The organism is Photobacterium salinisoli (assembly GCF_003614885.1).
GTDB lineage: Bacteria > Pseudomonadota > Gammaproteobacteria > Enterobacterales > Vibrionaceae > Photobacterium > Photobacterium salinisoli.
In genome coordinates this window covers 328,901-350,597 of record NZ_QZMS01000011.1, presented here as the reverse complement: position 1 = coordinate 350,597, position 21,697 = coordinate 328,901, and the positions used below count along the sequence as shown (strand labels likewise).

Sequence of the window (21,697 nt, the reverse complement as noted above, 5' to 3'; positions counted from 1 at the left end):
AGCCTGAATGTTAAGCGATATAGGTAACACATTTCTTATTATAAAATGCATACTATTTCACACTTTGTGAATGACCTGACAGAGAGGCGGTTTATGGCGTCGTGAGTCACGCAGGATTGTTAAGCAGGATTCTTCAGATCTCTGAAACTGTATAAGCACAAAAACAATTGATTAAAAAGGATATTTTTATGTTAGAGACAACGCAAATCCTGGCATACATGTCAGCGCTGATGCTGGCGGCAGCGATCCCTGGCCCCGGCATGACAGCCTTGGTTGCGCACAGCGTACGTGGCGGTGCGGTTACCGGATTTACCATGCTCAGCGGGTTAATTCTGGGGGATTTAATTTACCTGTCTTTTGCCGTCTTTGGCCTTGCTGTTGTTGCCCATAGTTACGGCGGGTTGTTTACTGCAGTCAGTTGGTGTGCCTCTCTGTATCTGGCGTGGTTATCCTGGCAATTCTGGAATCACAATCCGGAAGCCATCAACATAGATAAACAGACGAATAAGCGGGAATTGACGGCAGCCTGGTTATCCGGCTTAACGATTACTCTGGGTAACCCGAAAACCATCGCTTTCTATCTGGCCATTCTCCCACTGGTTATCACGCTGGACACGGTGTCTTTCCAAACCTGGGGACTGCTTTTAGTGCCGCTGACCGTATTGGTTCTTGTCTTTGTCGGCGCGGTATTTATTGTTGGTGCGCTGAAAATCCGGCGTTTTCTTGCCAGCTCTCAGGCCCAGACCTGGCTGTTTAAGGGGGCGGGGGTCATTATGTTTTTGGCCGCCGTCAGTATGGCGGCACGCATGGTCTGAAGCACAGCCCCGCTATATGTCAGGTAAACTCTGGGTCAGGTAAAACTGTGCCAGGTAAGCACTGGCTTTGAGAAAAGCAGGAAAACGGGTCACGCATAAAAAAAGACCTCATCAATTTGATGAGGTCTTTTTGATCAGGCTAAGGTTTCAGCCAGTCTGATTATTTACCCGCAATACTCAATCCGCTGAAACGAATTTTGGGTGCGAAGAAATCGCGCTCGTAGTCATTTTCAAGCTGATTACCGACGGCGTCGATGGCTTTGATCATCTGGTAAAAGTTACCGGCGACTGTGATACCGCGTACCGGCTGGATGCGCTTGCCGTCTCGACACAGAAAGCCACTGGCGCCGAAAGAAAAGTCGCCGCTGATGGCATCTGCGCCTGAGTGTACACCTTGCAATTCAACCAGTTCCAGATATTCACCTGCAGTGACTTCGGCGTCATTGCTCCGGCCTTCGGCAATCACCAGATGGCGGGAAGAAACACCCAGGCCACCTTTGGCCGAGCGGGCAGCATTGGCCGTGTTGGTAATGTCGAAATAGCTGGCGGTATGGCTGTTGTGCAGCAGACTCTGCAGCTGACCTTCACCGATTAATATCGTGTCCTGCGTGGCAAAACCCTCGCTGTCGAAGGCTTTGATGGCAGAGCCTCCCTTCACATAGGCCATATCACTGACCGTCAGCAGTGAGCTGGCGACCTGTTTATGCAGGGCGTCGCGCCACGGGTTAATGCCTTTCATGGCCGACTGACCGGACAGGCACATGCCAAAGGCGCCAAACAGGCTGCTCAGTTCACTCAGATTGAAGATAACTGCATACTTGCCAGTCGCGACAGGGCCGCCGTCCAGCAGTGCCAGCGCCGTGTCGACGCCGTGATTGATGCAATAGTTCGGGTCAAGCTCGGCAAAGCGGCGTCCGGATGACATGCCACCATGCATGGCCTGTTTGCCATCCTTATCAATCAGTGCATAGGTGTAACAGTAAGTGGAACGTTCCTGATGCTGGCAGAATGCACCATGTGTATTGGCCAGCATGCTCAGGCTGTCGGATTCACCAAAGCCATTGTAAGGCGCACTTTTAGCCCCTTTTTCAATCACGCCTTTTTCCAGCGCCAGCGACAGTGCGATCTTCTGTTCGATATCGACATCGTCTTGCTGATAAATCTCAGGTGAATCAGTGGTTAAGCGGCTGTTTTTGGCCTGGATACGCTGATGGGCATCTGCTTTGGTGAACTGCGCGCTTTGCAGTGCCTGCTCAACCATGAGCTTCAGGCTGTCAGGATGCAGGGACTCCGAGTAGCTGGTGGCGACTTTGTCATCTTTGACAACGCGGACGCCAATCACCTGACCGGACGTGACTTTGTATTCATCCAGTTCGCCGTTGTTGGCTTTCAGTGACAGGTTATGGCTGCTGCTGGCAAGGACATCGGCTTGGGCACCGGCTGAGGTTGCCAGTTCCAGCACCTGTTCCATGGCGTGTTGCAGGGTATGTTGATCCGCCATTAGTTACCTCCCACCAGAATATTGTCTACTTTTAATGCCGGCTGGCCGACTGTCGTTGGTACTGAGCCGCTGACTGAGCCGCACATACCGGCTGCCAGTTCGAAATCCTGTCCGACCATACTGATTTCTTTCAGTACCTTCGGCCCGGTACTGATCAGGGTGGCGGATTTCAGCGGACGGGTAATTTTGCCGTTTTCGATCAAATAGGCTTCCTGCACCGCGAAGTTGAACTCGCCCGTGCCTGGCTGTACGGAACCGCCGCCCATTTTCTTGGCAAAAATGCCTTTTTCGACGCTGGCGATCATCGCATCCAGGCTGCTGTCACCGGCTTCAATGAAGGTATTACGCATGCGGGAGGTCGGCGCGAACTTATAGGATTCACGGCGGCCGGAACCTGTTGGCGCAAAACCCGTTTTCTTGGCACCCATCTGATCGACCATAAAGCTGGTGAGTTTACCGTCTTTGATCAGCTGGGTACGCTGGGTTGGCATGCCTTCATCGTCAATGTTGATAGAACCCCATTCATTTGCAATGGTGCCGTCATCTACGGCGCTGACTACAGGGTTGGCAATCATTTCGCCCATCTGGTCATGGAAGACCGAGGCTTTTTTAGCCACCGAAGTGGTTTCAAGCAAGTGTCCGCAGGCTTCGTGGAATATCACGCCACCAAAGCCGTTACCTATGATCACTGGCATTTCGCCCGACGGGCAGTTATCGGCCGTCAGCTTGATCATCGCCTGTTTTGCCACTTGCTGGCCCAGCGATGTCGGATCGATACGGGTGTTAAATTCCCAGCCGGTCAGTGCCCCCGGTGCTTCAAAGCCGGTCGACTGCTCGCTGCCGTCTTGCGCGACAGCAGTCGCAGCAATGCGGGTGTAATGTCGGATGTCGCCGGTGTGCAGGCCATTGGAGTTAAAAATTTCCACCTGCTGCTGACGTTGCAGAATACGACCAATGAACTGGGCGATTTTGTCGTTTTCTGCGCGGGCCGCTTTGTCGGTGGCACGCAGGAAGGCGATTTTAGCTTCCAGATTAGCGTCCTGCGACAAAGGCTGACGGACAGGGTGTCTGTCTGTCAGCTGGCTGAAATTCAGCGCGGATGCCTGCACGATTTGATCGCGATTGTCTTTGGCGGCCAGCAGACTGGTCACACGTTTCAGCTCTTCTTCTTCTGTGCTGTTGGTGTAACCGTAAAGCACTTTGTGACCGAAGAAGAGACGGATACCGATGCCAAAATCGATACCGCCGTTAATTTTATCGACATCACCGGCATTGAACTCGACAGAGCCTGACTGATGGTGCTCGACGAAAAGTTCGGCAAAATCGGCACCGAGAAACAGTGCATGGTCGATGACGGCTTTCGCCGTTGATGGGTTTAGCATAATTGCTCCTTGCGTAAATTCATGTGGCAAGTTGATCCCAAAGCATTGATAAATAATAGTCGGTATCAGGCTTTTTTTGTTAAAGAGACCAGAATCTCTTCTAACTCATCCCAAGGCAGTATGTCTTTATCAATGACTTCAATGCGGGACTCAAACCCTTCCAGAGTGAGTTCATTCACCGAGACTACCCGATTGACCACATTAAAAGCAAAACATCCGCGTTCGGTGTTGACCACGGCTTTTACCCGCTGGGCATTGAGGTTAGTAAACAGGGTAAACAGCTGGGAAAAATCAAACTGCAGATCGGTTGCAAAGAACCAGCCGCAACTGTGGTAGCCCTGGCCATGGTTTTCTTTGCGGATAAATGTTTCACCGGGAGCCAGCTCTAATCCCGGCAACGGTGCGGCCTCGTCGTCATGATGATGGTGATGACTGTGCGCGGCTTGACGTGCTATGCGAGGCTGTTCCAGCAGCGACAGGTCAAGCTGCCCTTGTTCCACCTGAGTGATCATTTGTTTGGCAGGCTCGCACTCGCTGGCGTATTGCTCAAACATCAGTAAATCGTAATCGCTACAGGCATCAATTTTATTGGCAACCAGCACATCGGCCAGCGCGATCTGATCCTGAAAATTCTGGTTGTCGGTATACAGACTGTCTGAAAACTGTCGCGGATCTACCAGGGTGATCGTCGCTTTCAGATCGATGTATTTGGCATAGCTGTCGGAGGTCAGTTTATTGATGATCTCCTTCGGGTGACCCAGACCTGTGGGCTCCAGCAGCAGTCGGTCCGGTTTTTGGGCCAGTAAGGCATTGATACCTACTGACATCGGCAAGCCGGCAACACAGCACATACAGCCGCCCGGGACTTCTTTGACGATGGCGCCCTGCTGGTCGAGCATGGCGCCGTCGACTCCTACGTTACCAAACTCATTGATCAGTATGGCCCATTTTTCATCGGCGGGTTTACGCGCCAGCAGCGACAGAATGGCAGTTGTTTTGCCGGCACCCAGAAAGCCGGTGATGATATTGGTCGGGATAGGTTTGCTGATAGTCATTAAGAATCCGTCTTACCGCATAACTAAGTTACTGGTCATCATACTGTATGGGGGAAATGAAGGGTAGTGGACGGGTTTGGATTGCTGTTTTGCTATAAAAGCCGGTGAGTTTCTGAACGGTATTTGTGCGGCTTAGATGTGAAAATTGAAAGCATGTGACCTTTTGGTTTACTGCCTTTTTTATGTTTGCGTCATATGCTTAACAACAGGGTATCTGACAAAAAATCAGAGCAACCTTTTAGCTGACAAATCAGCAACAGGAGTGACAAATGCGTGGTGATCTTTTTGAATCCATACCTATATTGGTGCTCTTTGTTGGTATTGCATTACTGATGCTTGTGGCTTGCGAAATTGGTTATCAGTTCACGCTTCGGGCCCGTTCTCGCGATGATAAAGAGGCTCCGTCCAGCTTAGGGCCCATGGTCGGGGGATTGCTGGGTATGCTGGCTTTTGTTCTTGCGTTCACTTTCTCTATGGCGAGTTCACAATATGAATTCAGACGTAATAATGTCCTGCAAGAGGCCAATATTATAGGTACGGCTTATCTGAGAGCAGATTTGCTGGGTGGGGCAGCCAGCACTGAAGTGAAAGGTCTTCTTAGAGAGTATGTTGATGTCCGGCTGGAAGCTGTGAGCGGCAGAGACGTCGATAAAGCTATCGTTAAATCGGTTGAGATTCATAATCGGCTCTGGGAGCAGGTGTCTAAAGCTGCGATAGAAAAGCCCAGCCCAAACACTTCTTTAGTGGTTCAGGCTGTTAATGATGTTATTGATATGCATGAAATACGTGTCACGGGTGCTCTGCGTAACCGTATTCCGATCAGCATCTGGATCTCACTGGCCGCCATTACCGCACTGGCTATGATTGCGATAGGTACGCAAGTCGGATACACAGGCAAACGAAGGCTGATTGCTGTGATTCCTATGGCTCTGGCTTTCGCGGTACTGGTGACGCTGGTGGTTGATCTTAACCGGCCGCAAAGCGGGTTGATCACCGTCAGTCAGCAGTCAATGATTGATCTTCGAAGCAGTATGGGAGGTGACAAGAGCGGCAATTAATGACTGGTTCTGATCTTTGCAAGGTGCCTGGACAGTGTTGCCATCATCTGGCCGATACCTGAATTCAGACTAATTCTGTAATACGCGTTCGGCCGCCAGTTGACAGGCATAGGCACTGATTGCCCAAAGGCTAAGTCACTGTTAGAATTCGACTTTCCCTTCTGACTGACCCAACACGCCGATGTTTCGTGTTTTCTTTCTTATTCTGTCCATTGCCATTCCCGCTGCCAGCCAGGCCGTTGAGCTGGCCGTTGGCTTACAAAGTACCTTCACCAATATCGAAATTCAGGACCCGGAGCATGGAGATAAAGACGTTGCCGTGATGACCAGTGGCTTCCACATTCTCCCGACCGCCTCACTGGTGTCCTCGCCGTATTATTTTGCTGAAGACTCGAATTTTGGCATGCAGTTCCAGCTCGACTGGTCGTTTTTCAGATCGGGCCAGCAAGAGCTTCAGAACAGTCAGGATGAAGTAGACTTAGGCACGTCAGTAAAAGGCTATGCCATTACGGCGGTGCCTGTGTTGTTCTATCACTGGAATCGTGATGCCGGCTCAGACTGGAATGCCAAAGTCGGCATCGGCTTTGGCGCAGGTTATCTGGATTTGAAAGGCAATTATCAGATCACCCATGTTGCACAACAGCGGGGCGAAACCCGTGATGTGGACTTCGACGGCCTTGGTATGGCCATCAATGTGTATCTGGAAGCCAACAAAGGACCGCATCAGTTCCAGCTCTATAACTTCAGTCCGATACTCAGCGAAAAAGATTACGATTTTCAGGGCCATAATGTGGTGATGGCGTATAAATACCGCTTTGATCTGAATGAGGTTTGGCCGGCGTGGTGATTGTTTTTGCTTTTGGCGGCTGAGCGTGCAGATATTAAATCGCGTTGGTATGTCGCGCTTTTTTTGGCGAAAATCTCACCATTTTCGGATGCGCGCCAGATACCCTTTGCTGGCACAAATGTATGGTCCGGGCTGGTTGTAGACGCTCCCGGCTGTTTTTATAAGACTTGCGAGTGTGTGGCACGCCTGATGGGGCGGTGCCGTCATTCTTTAGGCGAAATGGTGGTGAATGCGTAAGCTTCAGTATGTGCCCCTTGATGAAATAGAATCAGACAAGTTCATTCCCATACTCAATAAAGCGAGTACCAGAAAGCACCTTATTACTCATGATGCGTTTGATTCTGATCTTGCAAAAAAATGGATTCGCGACAAGCTCGACATTGATGCTCTTGAAGGGTGTATCGTGAGAGCCATCACCGTCGACGACGAGTTAGTCGGTTGGTGCGGAATACAATTATCTGAGCTTGGGCACGAGATAGCTATCGTGATTGATGACCGCAGTTGGGGCATTGGGAAAAGGGTTTTTAGATCGCTAATCTCATGGGCTGATGATTTTGGCCATGAAGTCGTTTATATCCACTTACTGCACACACGTCCTGAATATGAGTTCTTACGTAAAAAATCCCAAAGAGTATTCCCAACGGAAATGATAGGCGACAGGTTCACAACCTATGAGCTCAACGTAGCTGATTGTCTGGCAGGTAAGGATAAGTGTTAATCCAACAGAGTGAGATATTCCGAGAATGAAAAAAAGCTAGAAATCCGCTAGCAGCGTTCTGTGGTGGATTTGCGATTGGACCCCTAGGCGTCGGGAAAACCTCAGATACACAGGATTCAGCGGCATTCAATCATGACTACTTCTCATGCTTTCGCCACTTTAGCTTCCAGTCTCTCCGGCATGAAGAGAAACAGCATAGAAGAGGCGACAAGCAGCAGACCACCAGTGGTCCAGCTGACAGAAATGCCGTAATGCTCTGAAATCATCCCGAAAAACAGCGATGCAAGCACGCCGCCACACGTGATCATAAAAGAGCTGATGGACAACATGGTGGATCGGACACGCGTTTCCGTATGTTCATTAAGCAAGACGCGCTCAGAATTATTGCCAGCAGTGAACAGGAAGAAGAACACCAGGTAACACATAGCAAAGCTGATAGGCTGTGAGGTATTGGCCAGGGCAATGAACGCGATGCCCGCGGCGACACGGGTCGAGAACATCAGGGTTTTGTGGGATCCTTTCAGAATTTTGAGTAATCGGACGGACAAAATTGACGAACTGGCAGACATCAGAAAGTAAAGGGCAGAGAGGATTCCGAAAAAGGTGACTCCATAATCTGTGCCGTGGATGAGTTCAGCCAGATAAGGCTGCCAGTAGTTTTCAATCCCGCTCAAGACCATGCCAAACACCAACGTGGTCTGCATCAGCCGGCTTAGTATCGCATGGCGGAAAGCGGTTTTGATGGCTTGCAAACTTGTCTTGAAAGCATTGGCAGGATGCTGATTTTCAGGTGATGGTGCAGGTTGTCTTGCTTCATGAATCAATCCCCGCGTAATCAATATCAGAACCAGACTGGCGATGGCAACCAGGGCGATATTGAGATCATATCGGTTCAGCGCTGTCATCGTTGATGACACTGGAAATGAGCGGGCGGTGACGTCGGGGAGCCAGCCACCGAGCAGGGAGCCAGCCGCCAGTCCGAGTGTGACGAACACATGGATGGTTGCAATCGCGGAATGAAAAGATTGCTGGCCGGGTTGGCGGCGGAAGCTGTCGTAAAACCAAGCGTCAAGTGTACCGGAATAGACGGCTTTTGCTGCTCCCAGCAGCATGGCTGCAACCAGAATGAGGGGCAGGTCGTCTGCAAAGTACAGCACGATGCAACCCAGAATGTTGACCAGCAGCGAGAAGAGGTAAGTCTTCCTGCGCCCGTAGGTATCTGCGACGCCACCCAGAGGGATTTCAAGCAGGGCCGTGGTGCCGATCCAGACCGCCATGACGATCCCGATGTCCATCAGGCTGAGTCCTCTTGACTGGAAAATCAGTATCAGTACCGGAATCATGATGCCCACAATCGTCCAGTGGAGGCATTGTTGAATCCCGAATCGGCGTGTCAGTCCTTTTTGGCTCATGCTGATGTTCTCTGTGATACTGAATGTTCGCAAAGAATCTCATATTGATTCATTTTTTCAATGTAATCTCATGAAGGGTCGTATTATGATGCTTTGGGTGTCGGGATGTGATTCGGAGAACGCGAAATGGATGACAGGTTGTCGCAAGAAGTGTGTGCTCTACTGAAAAAGGAGCTCAGGAAAAGTAAAATATCTTATCAGCACTTAGCAGAGGCATTGGAAATCTCTGAAGTGAGTGTGAAGCGACTGCTGAATCACGCGCAGCCCCTGTCAATGCAACGGCTGATTCGTATCAGCCGTTTGCTGAATTTTCCATTGTCGAAGCTGCTTGAAGAAGCGGAAAAAAATATCTACACCATTCCCGTTTTTACGCCTGAGCAGGATAAGGCCTTTTTTGAATGTCCGGCGTTATTTACCTTCTGGTCTGAGTTAACAGAGCACCGGACGGTGAATGAGATTGCTGAACGGTATGACTTGAATGAGCCTTCAATCCATTTGTATCTGAGAAAACTGGAATCCATTCAGCTGATTGAGCTCAAAGCGAATCGAACCTGCCAGTTATTAGTCCCGAGCCACACGTCTTTTGAAAAAGGGGCCCGGTTCCCCATCTATTTCACCCGAACTGTGCTGAACCGCCTTCAGGGACGGGTGATAGATCTCCCTGCTGAAGATAACCAGGCTTTTCTGATGACGTTAAAAGCAGAGCTGACGCACGAGGAGTTTTTGGAGGTCATGCACAAGTTAGATGACTGGATGTTCAATTTGTTGCGCGAAAGTCAGGATATCAGAGCGCGGGAAGGCCTGAAAGTTGCCCCTTATACCTTTGGTTTTATGGCGGCCCAGGGAGCTTTTCATGACAAGTTGCCAGACATTCCCAATCTGACCGATGCGGTCCAGTGACGCTGTAGTCAGGCATCGCGTAACTCTGCTTCAGCGTTGTGAAAGGCTGTTTTCACTCAAACCTGCCGCCAACCTCTCCACTAAGAACTCGACCAACAACCTTACTTTCGGAGACAACCGGACGCTGGATGGAAATAACGCCCAGATGCCTTCTTTGTCGTCGCGGTACTGGGCCAGCACTTCAATCAGCTCGCCGGATTCCAGATCCTGCTGAATGTAATAATCGGGCAACTGGATTAAGCCCAGACCCCGTTTCGCGGCATCACGCAGGGCAAAACCACTGTTGCACTTGAGACGGCCTGAGATACGAATCGATCTGCTTTGCTGATTGTCTTTGAACCGCCAGACATCCACGGAGCCGACCAGGCACTGATGCCTGCTCAGTTCTGACAAAGTATGCGGCTCGCCGTATTGAGCCAGATAGGCCCGGCTGGCACAGACGTAAGATTGCCGTGTCGACAGCCTGCGGGCCAGCAGGGTGGAATCTTCCAGCCGGCCTAAGCGTATGGCCAGATCAATGCCGGATTCAATGAGGTCGAGTTTCTGGTTGGTCAGCACCAACTCGATGTCGACGTGCGGGTAGTGTTCTAAAAACTGATTGATCAGAGGGGCAAGGTGCATCTCGCCGTAGGTGACGGGGGCAGTCACGCGCACCAATCCTTTTGGGGTGGTTTGCATCTGCGTGACGGCAAGTTCTGCCTGTTCCAGTCCGTCGACCAGATGTTTGCATTGCTGAAAATACAGCATGCCGGCTTCCGTCAGCGTGACTTTACGTGTGGTGCGGTTGAGCAGTTTGACCGCGAGCCGGTCTTCCAGCGCTGCGACGCGGCGGCTGACCTGAGCCACCGAGGTGGACAGTTTCTTCGCCGCCAGTGTGAAACTGCTTGATTCTGCCACAGCGACGAATTCACTGACGCCTTCCCAGTTTGCCATGATGTGTTCCGTGTTTGATGCCGAAGCACTGATTATTACACAGCCGTAAAAATGATTTGCCGGAATCGGTAATTATTTCTGAGATATTCAGAGATATACTGAATGAAAGCTGTGTATCTCATTCAACAATAAGGAAGATTTCATGACGCTGGAACTGAAACCCGGTCAAACCTCGATCAAATCTAAAGCCGCTGTTGCCTGGGCTGCGGGTGAACCACTGAAAATGGAAGAAGTCGATGTTCAGCTGCCGAAAGCCGGTGAAGTGCTGGTTCGCATTGTGGCGACGGGTGTTTGTCACACGGATGCCTTTACGTTATCAGGCGATGATCCGGAAGGAATTTTCCCGGCGATTCTGGGCCACGAAGGCGGTGGCATTGTTGAAATGGTCGGTGAAGGCGTGACCAGCGTAGCCGTGGGCGATCATGTGATCCCGCTATACACCGCTGAGTGTGGTGAGTGTAAATTCTGTACCTCGGGTAAAACCAACCTGTGTCAGGCCGTGCGTGAAACCCAGGGCAAAGGCCTGATGCCGGACGGCACCACGCGTTTCTCAATCAATGGGGAGCCGATTTATCACTATATGGGCTGCTCAACTTTTTCTGAATACACAGTGTTACCTGAGATTTCTCTGGCGAAGGTAAACAAAACAGCTCCACTGGAAGAAGTGTGCTTGCTGGGGTGTGGTGTCACCACTGGCATGGGGGCAGTGCTGAATACGGCGAAAGTCCAAGCTGGCGATACCGTCGCGATTTTTGGCCTGGGTGGCATTGGCTTATCGGCCATCATCGGTGCGCGCATGGCCGGAGCCAGCCGTATTATTGGCATTGATATCAATGAAAGCAAGTTCGCGCTGGCACAGCAACTGGGTGCGACGGATGTTATTAACCCACAGCACTTCGACAAACCGATTCAGGAAGTGATTGTTGAAATGACCGACGGCGGTGTGGATTTTTCGTTCGAGTGCATCGGCAATGTGAATGTGATGCGTTCGGCACTGGAATGTTGCCACAAGGGCTGGGGTGAGTCAGTGATCATTGGCGTGGCTGGTGCCGGACAGGAAATCTCAACGCGTCCGTTCCAGCTGGTGACAGGCCGTGTCTGGCGTGGTTCTGCCTTTGGCGGTGTGAAAGGCCGCTCTCAGTTGCCGGGCATTGTTGAGCAGTATCTGGCGGGTGAATTTGGCCTGCAGGAGTTCATCACCCACACTATGGGTCTGAATGACATCAATGAGGCTTTTGATCTGATGCATGAAGGCAAGAGCATCCGCAGCGTCGTCCATATGGATAAATAATGGCTGTTGGTTATTCTGAGTAAATGATTACACCGCACTGCGAGGTGCGGTGATACCAATACGGAGACATTTCCCTATGAGCCTCGACAATCTCAGTCAGAACAAAGTGTTTGGTGGCTGGCATAAGCAATATACCCACAAATCATCGTCACTGAATTGCCAGATGCGTTTTGCGGTTTACCTGCCTTCGTCAGCCAGTGCATCCAATAAAGTACCGGCGCTGTACTGGTTATCCGGCCTGACCTGCAGCGATGAAAACTTTATGCAGAAAGCAGGGGCATTTCGGGTAGCGGAAGAATTGGGTATTGCTCTGATAGCACCGGATACCAGCCCCCGTGGTGACGATGTGGCCGATGACGACAATTACGATTTGGGTAAAGGCGCGGGTTTTTATCTGAATGCGACCCAATCGCCATGGGACAAGCATTACCGCATGTATGACTATATTGTGGAAGAGTTACCGGCATTGATTGAAGCCCATTTTCCTGTATCGGGCCAGAAGTCGATATCGGGTCACAGTATGGGCGGTCATGGTGCCCTGACGATAGGTCTCAAAAATGCCGACACGTATTGTTCGATATCGGCGTTCAGCCCTATCAGCCATCCTATGGTGTGCCCTTGGGGACAAAAAGCCTTTCAGGCATATCTGGGCAACAGTAAAGAAGACTGGCGTCAGTATGATGCCTGTGAGTTGTTACGTCAGGGACAGGCTTCGTTGCCGATGCTTGTTGATCAGGGGGATGCCGACAATTTCCTGGCTGAACAGTTGCATCCTGAAGCGTTAAAAGCTGCCGCCGCATTACATGATTCTGCGTTGGAACTGCGTATGCAGCCCGGTTATGACCACAGTTACTATTTCATTGCCAGCTTCATTGAAGATCATCTGCGTTTTCATGCCCGCTATTTATTGGCTGAGCAGGGCTAGAGGATATTGAGGGCACGTCATTTCGTGCCCTCAAATATTGGGTCATGAAGATGAATGACTTTCCTGCTGAGCTGAAGGCACTGATTCAGCAATTATCTTTTGACGTGACACCAGAACAGTACATCCCCCCCAGACAACACAGCATGCCATCAGGATTGTCAGACTAAAGTGCCAGTCACCGCTCAGGTCGTGGAGATAGCCGAATACAACGGGTCCGATTGCTGCGACCAGATAGCTGACGGCTTGAACCATGCCGGAAAGCGCTGAGGCGTGGTTAGCATCTGTCGAGCACCAATTCAGCATAGACATCCCCATGATGAACCCCAGACTGATGCCCATCCCCATCAGTACACCAGCGATCAGTGCCGCCTCCTGATTGAACAGCAGAAGTGCAATGCCAGTCAGCGTTAAGCAAACGGCAGCGAGACAAGGGTAAAGCGGGGTTTTCAGTTGACTGAGCAGAGGGACCAGGAGCAGGCTGGGAATCATCGCGGATAGGAGCGCGATCCCGTGATACAGACCTGAATCCTCTGCGTTGTAACCCATGTTTTGCACGATCACAGCAAACCAGGCGACGAAAACATAGTTTATCAGCGAATTCATGGCCATATAGGCTGTGAGCTTCCAGGCTGCAGCAGATCGCCAGACAGTTTGGTAGCTTGCATTTGTTGCTGTTTGGGTGCTGTGGCGGAGTTGTGACAGCCAGGTCAGGCTAGTCAGTACAGCGATTGGCAGACAGGCCATGAGTGCCAATGGCCAGTTGTTCCCACCGCCTAGTGTCGTTACAGGCACCACGAGGGCAGCCGATGCGGCCGCCCCAATACCCATAACCAGAATATAGAAAGACGTATAGGTTGCCGCGCGTTCCGGAAATCGGCGTTTCAGAAAGGCGGGCAGTAACACGTTACAGAAAGCAATACCCAGACCAATGAGTACCGTGCCGCCAAAAAGCAGTGTGGTATTGCCAGCGCCTCGTAAGCCGATTCCCAGAGCCACAGCAATCAGTCCCAGAAAAATGCCCTTTTCGATACCTATCTTTGATGCAGTGAGAGCAGCGAGTGGAGAGAAAAAAGCAAAAGCGAGTAAAGGTATCGTGGTGAGTAATCCAGCGCTCTGTGACGATAGAGACAGAGCCCGGCTGATGTCTTCCAGGATTGGCGATATACTGGTCAAGGGTGCCCGCATCATCAAGGCCGTCAGGGTGAGGGATGTCAGAAATAGAATATGATTGGTGTGATATTTCATGATGTGTTTTTCAAGACAACAGTTAAAAAGTAAAACTAGTTTAATCAGCCGGGATCATGTTTAATTGAGGGAATTTGACAATTTATTGCTAAAAACCGTCATGTTAGAACCTGTCAGTGAGGCTTTATACGACAGTGCAATTTTTCCGCAAAGGGCAGTTGCGCTGAAAGTAGGCAAAGACGCCAGCAGAGAATCGCCCTGCCACCAGCATGAAAAAGGGCAGTTAGTGATGCCAACGGTCGGATATGTAACGAGTCATATTCAGGCTGCGATTTGGATGGTGCCACCCCTGACGGCAGTGTGGATTCCGGGAAATGTTCCGCACAGTAACCGGATTTCGGTGGATGGCGAAGGCTGTATGCTGTTTATTCAACCCTCAGCCATTGCGATGCCGGATGATGTGTGTACAGTGTCCATTTCTCCGATGCTCAGGGAAATGATTCTTCATCTGGCTTCAATGGATCAGAAATATCAGTCGGGGAGCGAGACCGATAAACTGGCTGAGGTGTTGCTGTATCAATTGTCATTAATGCCGATCGAACGATTTGATTTCGCGATTCCGGAAGAGCCGAAGTTGCACCAGATAGCCAAGGCGATGGTTGCAGATCCTGCCGACAGAAGAACGATTGGTCAGTGGGCAGCAGCTTACGCGATGAGTGAGCGAACCCTGTCCCGGCTGGTTGAGAAACATGTGGGTATGACATTCGGTAAGTGGCGCGGACAATTACATATTGTTGTCGCGTTGCAACAATTGAATTCGCAGGTGCCGGTCCAGCGGGTGGCGGAAAATCTCGGTTACGAGTCGGTTAGTGCTTTTATTACCTTTTTCAAGAAAACACTGGGCCAATCTCCAAAGCAGTACCTGTCACGCAGATGAGGTATAGTTTCAGTAGCTTGGAATCATTCATTGGTGTAGCTGTTGATAATCAAAGAGCCACATTATTTTATCTAGCTTTGTGAATAGCATGACGAGAGTTCGTGAATCCCAAAGCTTCAATAACCAGGATAGATTCAATGGAAAAAGTAGCCATTTTCGTCGATGTGCAAAACGTATATTACACATCCCGGCAGAGCTATCAGCGAAACTTTGACTACAACGCCTTCTGGGCCAAAGTGACCAAAGACCGGGAAGTAGTGGCTGCGTTTGCCTATGCCATTGACCGTGGTGATCGTAAACAGCAGGAATTTCAGAACATCCTGCGCGCCATTGGTTTTGAGGTCAAACTGAAGCCTTTTATTCAGCGCTCGGATGGCTCAGCAAAAGGCGATTGGGACGTTGGCATCACCATTGATGCTCTCGAGCACACGGGTATCGCTGATGTGGTGGTGCTGGTATCCGGTGACGGTGATTTTGATCTGTTGCTGAATAAACTGCGAGTCGATAAAGGCAAACAGGTTGAGCTGTATGGTGTGCCTGACTTGACGGCGGCTTCTTTGATTAATGAAGCCAGCATCTATGTCCCTATCAATGACGATCTGCTGTTGTAATCAGTGTCGGGAAGGGGGAGCTTTTTTAATCAATCCACATCAATCTGATGTTGTTGTTGCATCAGTTGGATGTATACTGAGTGTGTCATGCGGTTTACTGGAGTTCACTATGTCACATTCATTCATCACTGATGTGGGTCTGAAAAATAATATTTTTGATGATCAGTATCTGTTGCTTGAAACCATCACTGCGGGTGTGGCAGGCAAAGTCGTGGAGTCCGTCGTGAAAACCTTGCCGACGCAACGCGCAATAATCTGCAGTGCATTAGGGACGACCAGCGGTAATCTTCATCGTTTATATAAACGCAAAGCGCTGGACAAGCATCAGTCTGAAGAAATGCTGGATATCCTGAGCGTTTTCAATGCAGCATTTTCGTTGTACGAAGACAGGGAATTGGCACAGGAACTGTTAAATACTCCTTTGCCAGCGCTGAACAATAAAAAGCCCTCTGAATTACTGGATACCTTCACCGGGCGCAGGATGGTGAAAGAAACCCTGAACAAAATGGCCTGGGGCGAGTTTTCCTAAATGCTGCTTTACCGCATTACGCCAGAGCAGTACCTTGAAAATTATCAGGGGTTGGGGGCCAGTTATCAGGACGGGGCAAGATGGAACCATAAAGGCGTTCCTGTGCTGTATTTTTCACTGTCGCCTTCTGTTGCCATGCTGGAAATGGCGAATTATTTCCCGTTGCCTAAATTAATCCCAAAAGATTATGTGCTAGGTATTTACGAACTGCCCGATTCACAGGCTGATCATCTTGATCCCGGGTTGTTGCCGTCTGACTGGAATGTGTATCCTCATCCTGTTTCAACACGTAATATTGGCTCACAGTGGCTGACAGGCAATACCAATACCGGGTTGGTTGTCCCCAGTGCAGCAACACCGAATGGTCTAGAGTCGATCATAGTACTGAATCCAGGTAATGATGGTATTGCGCACCTCAGGTTGGTGGATAAAACCGCTCAGCTTTTTAATGTGCGAGCGTTTACGGGCAACTGATGGACAGCAGCAACCCATACCGTTAAACACACACGCCCAGTAAGGGCGTGTGTCGTATTGGCACTCAGATCGGGCTTACGATAGCAACTCAGGCCGGTCTTTAAATTGCGCTAAGGCCTCCGGGTTGGCCAGTGCGCCGACGTTTTTCACCGGCTGCTGGTGCACCACATTACGCACCGCCAGCTCAACCAGTTTGCCCGATTTCGTGCGCGGAATATCGGTGACAGACAGAATCACAGCAGGGACATGGCGTGGCGAGCAATGCTCTTTGATACGCTGACGAATACGGGCTTGCAGTGTGTCGTCGAGCTGCTGCCCTTCGGCAAGCTGAACAAAGAGCACCACACGCACGTCATTTTGCCAGTTTTGTCCGATCACAATCGAATCGATGATCTCGTCCATCGGATTGACCTGACGATAGATCTCCGCTGTCCCGATGCGCACCCCGCCCGGATTGAGCACCGCATCAGAGCGACCAAAGAAGACTAAGCCGCCGTGACGGGTCAGCTGAACAAAATCACCGTGATGCCAGGTGTTGGGATACACCTCCCAGTATGCACTGTGATAGCGCTTACCGCCTTCATCGTTCCAGAATCCGACGGGCTGGTGCGGAAAGCTGTTACAGCAAACCAGCTCGCCCTGAGCGTCAATCACAGGTTTACCGTTGTCATCATAAACCTGCACATCCATGCCTAATGCGCGACCCTGGCATTCACCGCGGTATACAGGGCTGAGGGGGTTACCGATGGCAAAGCAGCCACAGATGTCGGTGCCACCGGAGATGGATGCCAGTTGCATATCAGATTTGACAGACCGGTACACATAGTCGAATTGCTCCGGTGCCAGCACAGAGCCGGTGGAACACAGGGTTCGCAGGCTGGCCAACCGATGAGTCTGGTTGGGCTGATAGCCTTTTTTCTCAAGCGCTTCAAGATACTTGGCTGATGTGCCAAATAAGGTGACACCTTCCTGATCAGCCATGTCCCACAGCACATTACCGTCAGGATAGAAAGGAGACCCTTCGTAGAGCACCAGTGTCGCACCAGCCGCCAGCCCGCTGGCCATCCAGTTCCACATCATCCAGCCGCAGGTGGTGAAGTAGAACAGGCGATCCCCTTTATTGACATTGCTGTGCAGCATGTGTTCTTTCAGATGGTTCAGCAAAATGCCGCCGACACTGTGAACTATGCACTTGGGCTTTCCTGTGGTGCCGGAAGAATAAAGAATATAGAGCGGATGATTGAACTCAACCTGCTCAAAGTGAATCGCTGATGGCTGACACGTGGCCAGCGCTTCATCCCAGTACTGGTAGCGTTCAGATAACGGCTCAGCAGCAGGGGGCGACATGCTGGCAAAAGGGATCAGCACAACTTTTTCGACGCTGTGCAGCTCCGTCAGCATGGCATTGACTTTATCGATGCAGCTGTGACGTTTACCGTTATAAAAATACCCATCGGCCGCGAACAAGAGTTTCGGACACGTCTGGCCAAAGCGCTCTACCACGCTGTCTACGCCAAAGTCCGGCGAGGTAGAGGTCCAGATCGCGCCAATTGTGCTGGTGGCGAGCATGGCTATCAGTGTCTGAGGCAGGTTAGGCAGATAACCTGCCACGACATCACCTTGTGAGATACCTTGCAGGCGCAGATACTGGCTGAGCTGTGAAACCTGATCATACAAGCTTTGCCAGCTCAGTTGCTGGCGTCGTTCTGCCAGTCCTTCACAGTGAAACACAATGGCTGCTGATTCCGGTGCCTGTTTGGCGTAGGCCAGCAGGTTTTCAGCAAAGTTCAGGCGGGCGTCCGGAAACCAGAGGGTGTCTTTGGCCGGCTCTGTGCTGCCGGGAGGGCAGTCTGTCACTCTGCTGCCTTTGTCACCAAGGACGCCGCAAAAGTTCCACAGTCGATCCCAGAACTGTTCACTGTGCGTGACAGACCAATGGTGAAGCTGCTGGTAGTCGTGAAACAGAGTATCTTCCTGCTCGCTCAGATCCACCATAAACTGGTACAGCAAGCTGTCATGAATACTGTCTTTGGTCGGCTGCCAGAGAATTGGCGCTTGATCTTCATCCAGATGATGGTCTTGCATGCTCATCGTTATCGTCCTTATCGTGATGGCTTACGTCTTAATCGCAGATCTGGCGTCTTACTTTTCGCTCTGATGCTTTTATTGTGGCGTATTATCCGGGTGAGCCTGCTCGAAAGGCGCCAGTTTCTGGCAGGCGGCATCGATTCTGACCAGTGTCGGGTAGGGGGACAAGTCAAGCTCAAACCGGCGGGCATTATAAAGCTGAGGGACCAGACAAATATCGGCCAGCGAGGGCGTGTCGCCGCAGCAGAAGGTGCTCGGCTGGTTAGCTTGCCTTGCCGCTACTCTGGCTTCCAGTGCAGCCAGGCCCTGGTGCAGCCAATGGTGGTACCAAGTTAGCTTATCTTCCTGGCTCACTCCCAGCTCTTGCGTTAAATAGTTGAGGATACGCAAGTTGTTAACCGGGTGAATATCACAGGCGATGCTCAGCGCCAGTTCCCGGCATTGTGCTTTTTGCCATAGATCGCGGGGCAGTAACGCCGGCTCTGGATAGCTGTCTTCCAGCCATTCAATGATGGCCAGCGACTGGCTAAGCTGACCATGCTCCGTATCCAGTGTCGGCACCAGTTGTGACGGATTAATGGCTTTATAAGCCGGTGATTGTTGTGCTTTATCCACCAGAGACACCGGGTGGCTGGTATAGCTCAACCCTTTCAGGTTGAGCGCAATACGCACCCGGTAGGCGGCGGATGAGCGGAAATAGTCATAAAGCGTCATCCGGCCTCCTTATTAATCTGGCTTATGGTGGTTCAGATCGGCAGGAGCGTACTGATGCTGGTATTTCACCACTGTCTGTTCAATCGCGCCAAAGATAGAGTCGCCATTGTCGTCAAACATTTCAATTTTGACTTTGTCGCCAAATTTCATGAAAGGTGTGATGGCTTGTCCCTGGTCAATGATTTCCAGCATACGACGTTCAGCCAGGCAGCAGGAGCCACTGGAGCGATCAACGTTTGAGACAGTACCGGATCCTATGATGGTACCCGCGCAGATATGACGTGATTTGGCCACATGCTGGACCAGCTCGGCGAAGTTGAACGTCATGTCTACACCGGCATTAGGTTCACCGAACAACTTATCATTGAGATGTACAGTCAGGCGCTGATGGACTTTGTAATCATGCCAGCTGTCACCTAGTTCGTCCGGGGTAACGGCGACAGGCGAAAAAGCTGAAGCAGGTTTGGACTGAAAGAAGCCAAAACCTTTACTCAGTTCGGCGGGGATCAGGTTACGCAGCGACACGTCATTGACCAGCATCAGTAGTTTGATATGGCCGTGGACTTCTTCGGTGCGTGTGCCCATAGGTACATCATTGGTGATAACTGCAATTTCGCCTTCAAAATCGATGCCCCAGCTTTCATCGGCCATTTCAATATTCTGGTGAGGGCCAAGAAAACCATCTGACATGCCCTGATACATCAGGGGATCGGTCCAGAAGCTTTCCGGCATTTCAGCGCCGCGTGCCTTGCGAACCAGTTCGACATGATTGACATATGCACTGCCGTCAGCCCACTGAAAAGCGCGAGGAAGCGGAGACGCACAGTGAGCCGGATTGAACGGGAAGACATCCTTGGCAATACCATCGTTGAGGTTGCGATACAGATGTTGCAGATCCGCTTCGACCTGATCCCAGTTATCCAAAGCAAACTGCAGTGTCGGTGCGATGTCGTGTGCATGTACGGCTTGAGTGAGATCACGTGAAACGATAATCAGTTGTCCGTCACGGCCTTGGTCTAAAGAAGCTAATTTCACGTTTTACTCCTTACTTTACAATGTAAATCTAATGCTTGTTTTTTCGCCGGTGGATCACTTACGGTTGATCCAGGAATATACATAGTCTTTGTTTTCAACGCCTTCCGGCAGATCCGCGACTTCCAGCGGATATCGGGTGTCGATCATCACCGCCACTTCATCGGTTTCTTTCTTCGGCTGCGACTGGCTGGCCGCCAGCGCTTTCGGGTGCGGACCATGTGAGAAGCCGCAAGGGTGGTGAGTGATCATGCCGGCTTCAATATTGTCGCGGCTGAAGAAGTTGCCTTTGTGGTAGAACAGTACTTCATCGTAGTCATCGTTGTTGTGATAAAACGGCACTTTGAGCGCGCCTGGATCAGACTCGATCGGACGAGGGACGAAAGTACAGATGACGAAACCATGCGCGACGAATGTGGTATGGGCTGACGGCGGCAGGTGATAGCGATGGCTCATCAGCGGGCGGATATCACGCCAGTTCAGTTTGAAGACGGTGAGGTTCCCTTTCCAGCCCTGCGCATCAAGCGGGTTGTACGGGTAGGTGATGGTATTCATCTGATCGCGGGCTTTCAGTTTGACTTGCCAGCGCTGATCATTATTTTGCTGAGCCAGAAATGCGTCGTCGATACGGGCGTATTCCAGCACTGCCGGGTCATACACGGCATGCTGACCGGCCAGACCGCGATCCGGCATCTGATAACCACTGTTGGTGGCTTCAATCAGCAGCATCGACACCGGCTCTTCAACCTCAATACGCCAGCTGGTCGCACGGGGAATGGTGATGTAGTCGCCTTCGGTGAAGGCCAGGTGGCCATAATCACAATACAGCTGACCGCTGCCCTGATGAATGAAAAGTACTTCATCGCCATCACCATTGCGAACCAGATGGTTCATGCTCTTGGTGGTATTCCAGACTCTGAGTTTCAGCTGGTTGTTGTACAGCACTAATGACGCATCCCAGGGCGATTCACCGGGCTGCTCAAGGCGGGTCGTGTCTATGGCGCGGGGGCGCAATGGGCCGTCCCATTCCACCCAGCCTGTCGGCGGATTGCTGTGATACATGTGGCTTGCAGGGCCAAAGAAGCCTTCTTTACCGCATTCACGTTCATACGTACCTTCCGGCAGGTCGCAGTGGGCCTGACGTGAGGCTTTACCTTCTATAATCGGAAATTGAAACCAGTGACGCATCTTTGGGTCCTCATTGACGATGACAGCCTGCGTTTGTCAGCAGTGACAAACCCACTGTCCCTATCCTTGTGTGCCAGACGCCCTGATAACTTTGATAGCTGT

The 21,697-nt window shown here is 51.0% G+C and carries 21 protein-coding genes; 11 read left to right on the top strand and 10 right to left on the bottom strand.

All coding sequences use genetic code 11. The features are described from left to right. Nucleotides 1-188: 188 nt before the first annotated feature. A complete protein-coding gene (locus D6M16_RS12995; RefSeq protein WP_120512301.1) occupies nt 189-815 on the top strand; it encodes a LysE family translocator in 627 nt (208 codons plus the stop codon). A gap of 160 nt (nt 816-975) precedes the next feature. On the opposite strand, the gene D6M16_RS12990 is transcribed toward D6M16_RS12995, so the two are convergent. The 3 genes from D6M16_RS12990 to D6M16_RS12980 form a co-directional block, all read right to left on the bottom strand. Continuing rightward, nucleotides 976-2,316 (bottom strand): TldD/PmbA family protein, encoded by a 1,341-nt coding sequence (locus D6M16_RS12990; protein ID WP_120512300.1) that lies wholly within the window; start codon nt 2,314-2,316, stop codon nt 976-978. After that, nucleotides 2,316-3,698: a TldD/PmbA family protein gene (locus D6M16_RS12985; protein WP_120512299.1), complete on the bottom strand. Its 1,383-nt coding sequence runs from the start codon at nt 3,696-3,698 to the stop codon at nt 2,316-2,318. Before D6M16_RS12985 ends, D6M16_RS12990 begins: the two co-directional genes overlap by 1 nt. A gap of 65 nt (nt 3,699-3,763) precedes the next feature. Next, nucleotides 3,764-4,753 (bottom strand): CobW family GTP-binding protein, encoded by a 990-nt coding sequence (locus D6M16_RS12980; protein ID WP_120512298.1) that lies wholly within the window; start codon nt 4,751-4,753, stop codon nt 3,764-3,766. A 269-nt stretch (nt 4,754-5,022) separates the two neighbouring features. Here D6M16_RS12980 and D6M16_RS12975 point away from each other — a divergent pair, with 269 nt between their 5' ends. The 3 genes from D6M16_RS12975 (at nt 5,023) to D6M16_RS12960 (ending at nt 7,376) form a co-directional block, all read left to right on the top strand. Then, nucleotides 5,023-5,811 (top strand): bestrophin-like domain, encoded by a 789-nt coding sequence (locus D6M16_RS12975; RefSeq protein ID WP_120512297.1) that lies wholly within the window; start codon nt 5,023-5,025, stop codon nt 5,809-5,811. Between the two features lie 181 nt (nt 5,812-5,992). Next, nucleotides 5,993-6,658 (top strand): hypothetical protein, encoded by a 666-nt coding sequence (locus D6M16_RS12970; protein ID WP_120512296.1) that lies wholly within the window; start codon nt 5,993-5,995, stop codon nt 6,656-6,658. A 229-nt stretch (nt 6,659-6,887) separates the two neighbouring features. After that, nucleotides 6,888-7,376: a GNAT family N-acetyltransferase gene (locus tag D6M16_RS12960; RefSeq protein WP_120512294.1), complete on the top strand. Its 489-nt coding sequence runs from the start codon at nt 6,888-6,890 to the stop codon at nt 7,374-7,376. A gap of 143 nt (nt 7,377-7,519) precedes the next feature. Here D6M16_RS12960 and D6M16_RS12955 read toward each other — a convergent pair whose 3' ends face one another. Further along, entirely contained in the window at nt 7,520-8,788 is a 1,269-nt protein-coding gene (locus tag D6M16_RS12955) for an MFS transporter (protein ID WP_120512293.1), read from the bottom strand. Nucleotides 8,789-8,914: 126 nt separating this feature from the next. Here D6M16_RS12955 and D6M16_RS12950 point away from each other — a divergent pair, with 126 nt between their 5' ends. After that, complete coding sequence (locus tag D6M16_RS12950; protein WP_120512292.1) at nt 8,915-9,688, top strand: helix-turn-helix domain-containing protein; 774 nt, start codon at nt 8,915-8,917, stop codon at nt 9,686-9,688. 30 nt (nt 9,689-9,718) lie between these two features. On the opposite strand, the gene D6M16_RS12945 is transcribed toward D6M16_RS12950, so the two are convergent. Continuing rightward, a complete protein-coding gene (locus tag D6M16_RS12945) occupies nt 9,719-10,621 on the bottom strand; it encodes a LysR family transcriptional regulator (RefSeq protein WP_120512291.1) in 903 nt (300 codons plus the stop codon). Between the two features lie 142 nt (nt 10,622-10,763). Between D6M16_RS12945 and D6M16_RS12940 the strand changes: the two genes are divergently transcribed. Both D6M16_RS12940 and fghA read left to right on the top strand, forming a co-directional pair. Then, the gene (locus D6M16_RS12940) at nt 10,764-11,912 is read left to right on the top strand and encodes an S-(hydroxymethyl)glutathione dehydrogenase/class III alcohol dehydrogenase (protein WP_120512290.1); all 1,149 of its coding nucleotides are present in this window, start codon (nt 10,764-10,766) and stop codon (nt 11,910-11,912) included. A 76-nt stretch (nt 11,913-11,988) separates the two neighbouring features. Beyond that, nucleotides 11,989-12,837, top strand: a complete 849-nt coding sequence (gene fghA / locus D6M16_RS12935; RefSeq protein WP_120512289.1) for an S-formylglutathione hydrolase — start codon at nt 11,989-11,991, stop codon at nt 12,835-12,837. A gap of 42 nt (nt 12,838-12,879) precedes the next feature. On the opposite strand, the gene D6M16_RS12930 is transcribed toward fghA, so the two are convergent. Beyond that, nucleotides 12,880-14,082 (bottom strand): MFS transporter, encoded by a 1,203-nt coding sequence (locus D6M16_RS12930; protein WP_120512288.1) that lies wholly within the window; start codon nt 14,080-14,082, stop codon nt 12,880-12,882. A gap of 100 nt (nt 14,083-14,182) precedes the next feature. Here D6M16_RS12930 and D6M16_RS12925 point away from each other — a divergent pair, with 100 nt between their 5' ends. The 4 genes from D6M16_RS12925 to D6M16_RS12910 all read left to right on the top strand — a co-directional run bounded on the left by D6M16_RS12925 (nt 14,183) and on the right by D6M16_RS12910 (nt 16,573). Beyond that, nucleotides 14,183-14,959 (top strand): AraC family transcriptional regulator, encoded by a 777-nt coding sequence (locus D6M16_RS12925; RefSeq protein WP_120512287.1) that lies wholly within the window; start codon nt 14,183-14,185, stop codon nt 14,957-14,959. Nucleotides 14,960-15,096: 137 nt separating this feature from the next. Next, complete coding sequence (locus D6M16_RS12920) at nt 15,097-15,570, top strand: LabA-like NYN domain-containing protein (protein ID WP_120512286.1); 474 nt, start codon at nt 15,097-15,099, stop codon at nt 15,568-15,570. A 109-nt stretch (nt 15,571-15,679) separates the two neighbouring features. Continuing rightward, nucleotides 15,680-16,099, top strand: a complete 420-nt coding sequence (locus D6M16_RS12915) for an antitoxin Xre/MbcA/ParS toxin-binding domain-containing protein (RefSeq protein ID WP_162941024.1) — start codon at nt 15,680-15,682, stop codon at nt 16,097-16,099. Next, a complete protein-coding gene (locus D6M16_RS12910; RefSeq protein ID WP_120512284.1) occupies nt 16,100-16,573 on the top strand; it encodes an RES family NAD+ phosphorylase in 474 nt (157 codons plus the stop codon). Nucleotides 16,574-16,648: 75 nt separating this feature from the next. On the opposite strand, the gene D6M16_RS12905 is transcribed toward D6M16_RS12910, so the two are convergent. The 4 genes from D6M16_RS12905 to D6M16_RS12890 all read right to left on the bottom strand — a co-directional run bounded on the left by D6M16_RS12905 (nt 16,649) and on the right by D6M16_RS12890 (nt 21,595). Then, complete coding sequence (locus D6M16_RS12905) at nt 16,649-18,664, bottom strand: acetoacetate--CoA ligase (RefSeq protein WP_240435617.1); 2,016 nt, start codon at nt 18,662-18,664, stop codon at nt 16,649-16,651. Between the two features lie 72 nt (nt 18,665-18,736). Continuing rightward, the gene (maiA, locus tag D6M16_RS12900; RefSeq protein ID WP_120512283.1) at nt 18,737-19,375 is read right to left on the bottom strand and encodes a maleylacetoacetate isomerase; all 639 of its coding nucleotides are present in this window, start codon (nt 19,373-19,375) and stop codon (nt 18,737-18,739) included. Nucleotides 19,376-19,387: 12 nt separating this feature from the next. Then, nucleotides 19,388-20,410 carry a fumarylacetoacetate hydrolase family protein gene (locus tag D6M16_RS12895; protein WP_120512282.1) on the bottom strand — a complete coding sequence of 341 codons (1,023 nt, stop codon included), beginning with the start codon at nt 20,408-20,410 and terminating at the stop codon, nt 19,388-19,390. A gap of 54 nt (nt 20,411-20,464) precedes the next feature. Continuing rightward, nucleotides 20,465-21,595 carry a homogentisate 1,2-dioxygenase gene (locus D6M16_RS12890; protein WP_120512281.1) on the bottom strand — a complete coding sequence of 377 codons (1,131 nt, stop codon included), beginning with the start codon at nt 21,593-21,595 and terminating at the stop codon, nt 20,465-20,467. Nucleotides 21,596-21,697 lie beyond the last annotated feature (102 nt).

Bases quoted from the DNA above. Each gene is read 5' to 3' on its own strand.
- D6M16_RS12975 (WP_120512297.1), top strand. From the start codon at position 5,023: ATGCGTGGTGATCTTTTTGAATCCATACCTATATTGGTGCTCTTTGTT.
- D6M16_RS12920 (WP_120512286.1), top strand. From the start codon at position 15,097: ATGGAAAAAGTAGCCATTTTCGTCGATGTGCAAAACGTATATTACACA.
- D6M16_RS12985 (WP_120512299.1), bottom strand. From the start codon at position 3,698: ATGCTAAACCCATCAACGGCGAAAGCCGTCATCGACCATGCACTGTTT.
- D6M16_RS12945 (WP_120512291.1), bottom strand. From the start codon at position 10,621: ATGGCAAACTGGGAAGGCGTCAGTGAATTCGTCGCTGTGGCAGAATCA.
- D6M16_RS12960 (WP_120512294.1), top strand. From the start codon at position 6,888: ATGCGTAAGCTTCAGTATGTGCCCCTTGATGAAATAGAATCAGACAAG.
- D6M16_RS12915 (WP_162941024.1), top strand. From the start codon at position 15,680: ATGTCACATTCATTCATCACTGATGTGGGTCTGAAAAATAATATTTTT.
- D6M16_RS12940 (WP_120512290.1), top strand. From the start codon at position 10,764: ATGACGCTGGAACTGAAACCCGGTCAAACCTCGATCAAATCTAAAGCC.
- D6M16_RS12990 (WP_120512300.1), bottom strand. From the start codon at position 2,316: ATGGCGGATCAACATACCCTGCAACACGCCATGGAACAGGTGCTGGAA.
- fghA (WP_120512289.1), top strand. From the start codon at position 11,989: ATGAGCCTCGACAATCTCAGTCAGAACAAAGTGTTTGGTGGCTGGCAT.
- D6M16_RS12950 (WP_120512292.1), top strand. From the start codon at position 8,915: ATGGATGACAGGTTGTCGCAAGAAGTGTGTGCTCTACTGAAAAAGGAG.
- D6M16_RS12910 (WP_120512284.1), top strand. From the start codon at position 16,100: ATGCTGCTTTACCGCATTACGCCAGAGCAGTACCTTGAAAATTATCAG.
- D6M16_RS12995 (WP_120512301.1), top strand. From the start codon at position 189: ATGTTAGAGACAACGCAAATCCTGGCATACATGTCAGCGCTGATGCTG.
- D6M16_RS12925 (WP_120512287.1), top strand. From the start codon at position 14,183: ATGTTAGAACCTGTCAGTGAGGCTTTATACGACAGTGCAATTTTTCCG.
- D6M16_RS12980 (WP_120512298.1), bottom strand. From the start codon at position 4,753: ATGACTATCAGCAAACCTATCCCGACCAATATCATCACCGGCTTTCTG.
- maiA (WP_120512283.1), bottom strand. From the start codon at position 19,375: ATGACGCTTTATGACTATTTCCGCTCATCCGCCGCCTACCGGGTGCGT.
- D6M16_RS12930 (WP_120512288.1), bottom strand. From the start codon at position 14,082: ATGAAATATCACACCAATCATATTCTATTTCTGACATCCCTCACCCTG.
- D6M16_RS12955 (WP_120512293.1), bottom strand. From the start codon at position 8,788: ATGAGCCAAAAAGGACTGACACGCCGATTCGGGATTCAACAATGCCTC.
- D6M16_RS12890 (WP_120512281.1), bottom strand. From the start codon at position 21,595: ATGCGTCACTGGTTTCAATTTCCGATTATAGAAGGTAAAGCCTCACGT.
- D6M16_RS12905 (WP_240435617.1), bottom strand. From the start codon at position 18,664: ATGAGCATGCAAGACCATCATCTGGATGAAGATCAAGCGCCAATTCTC.
- D6M16_RS12970 (WP_120512296.1), top strand. From the start codon at position 5,993: ATGTTTCGTGTTTTCTTTCTTATTCTGTCCATTGCCATTCCCGCTGCC.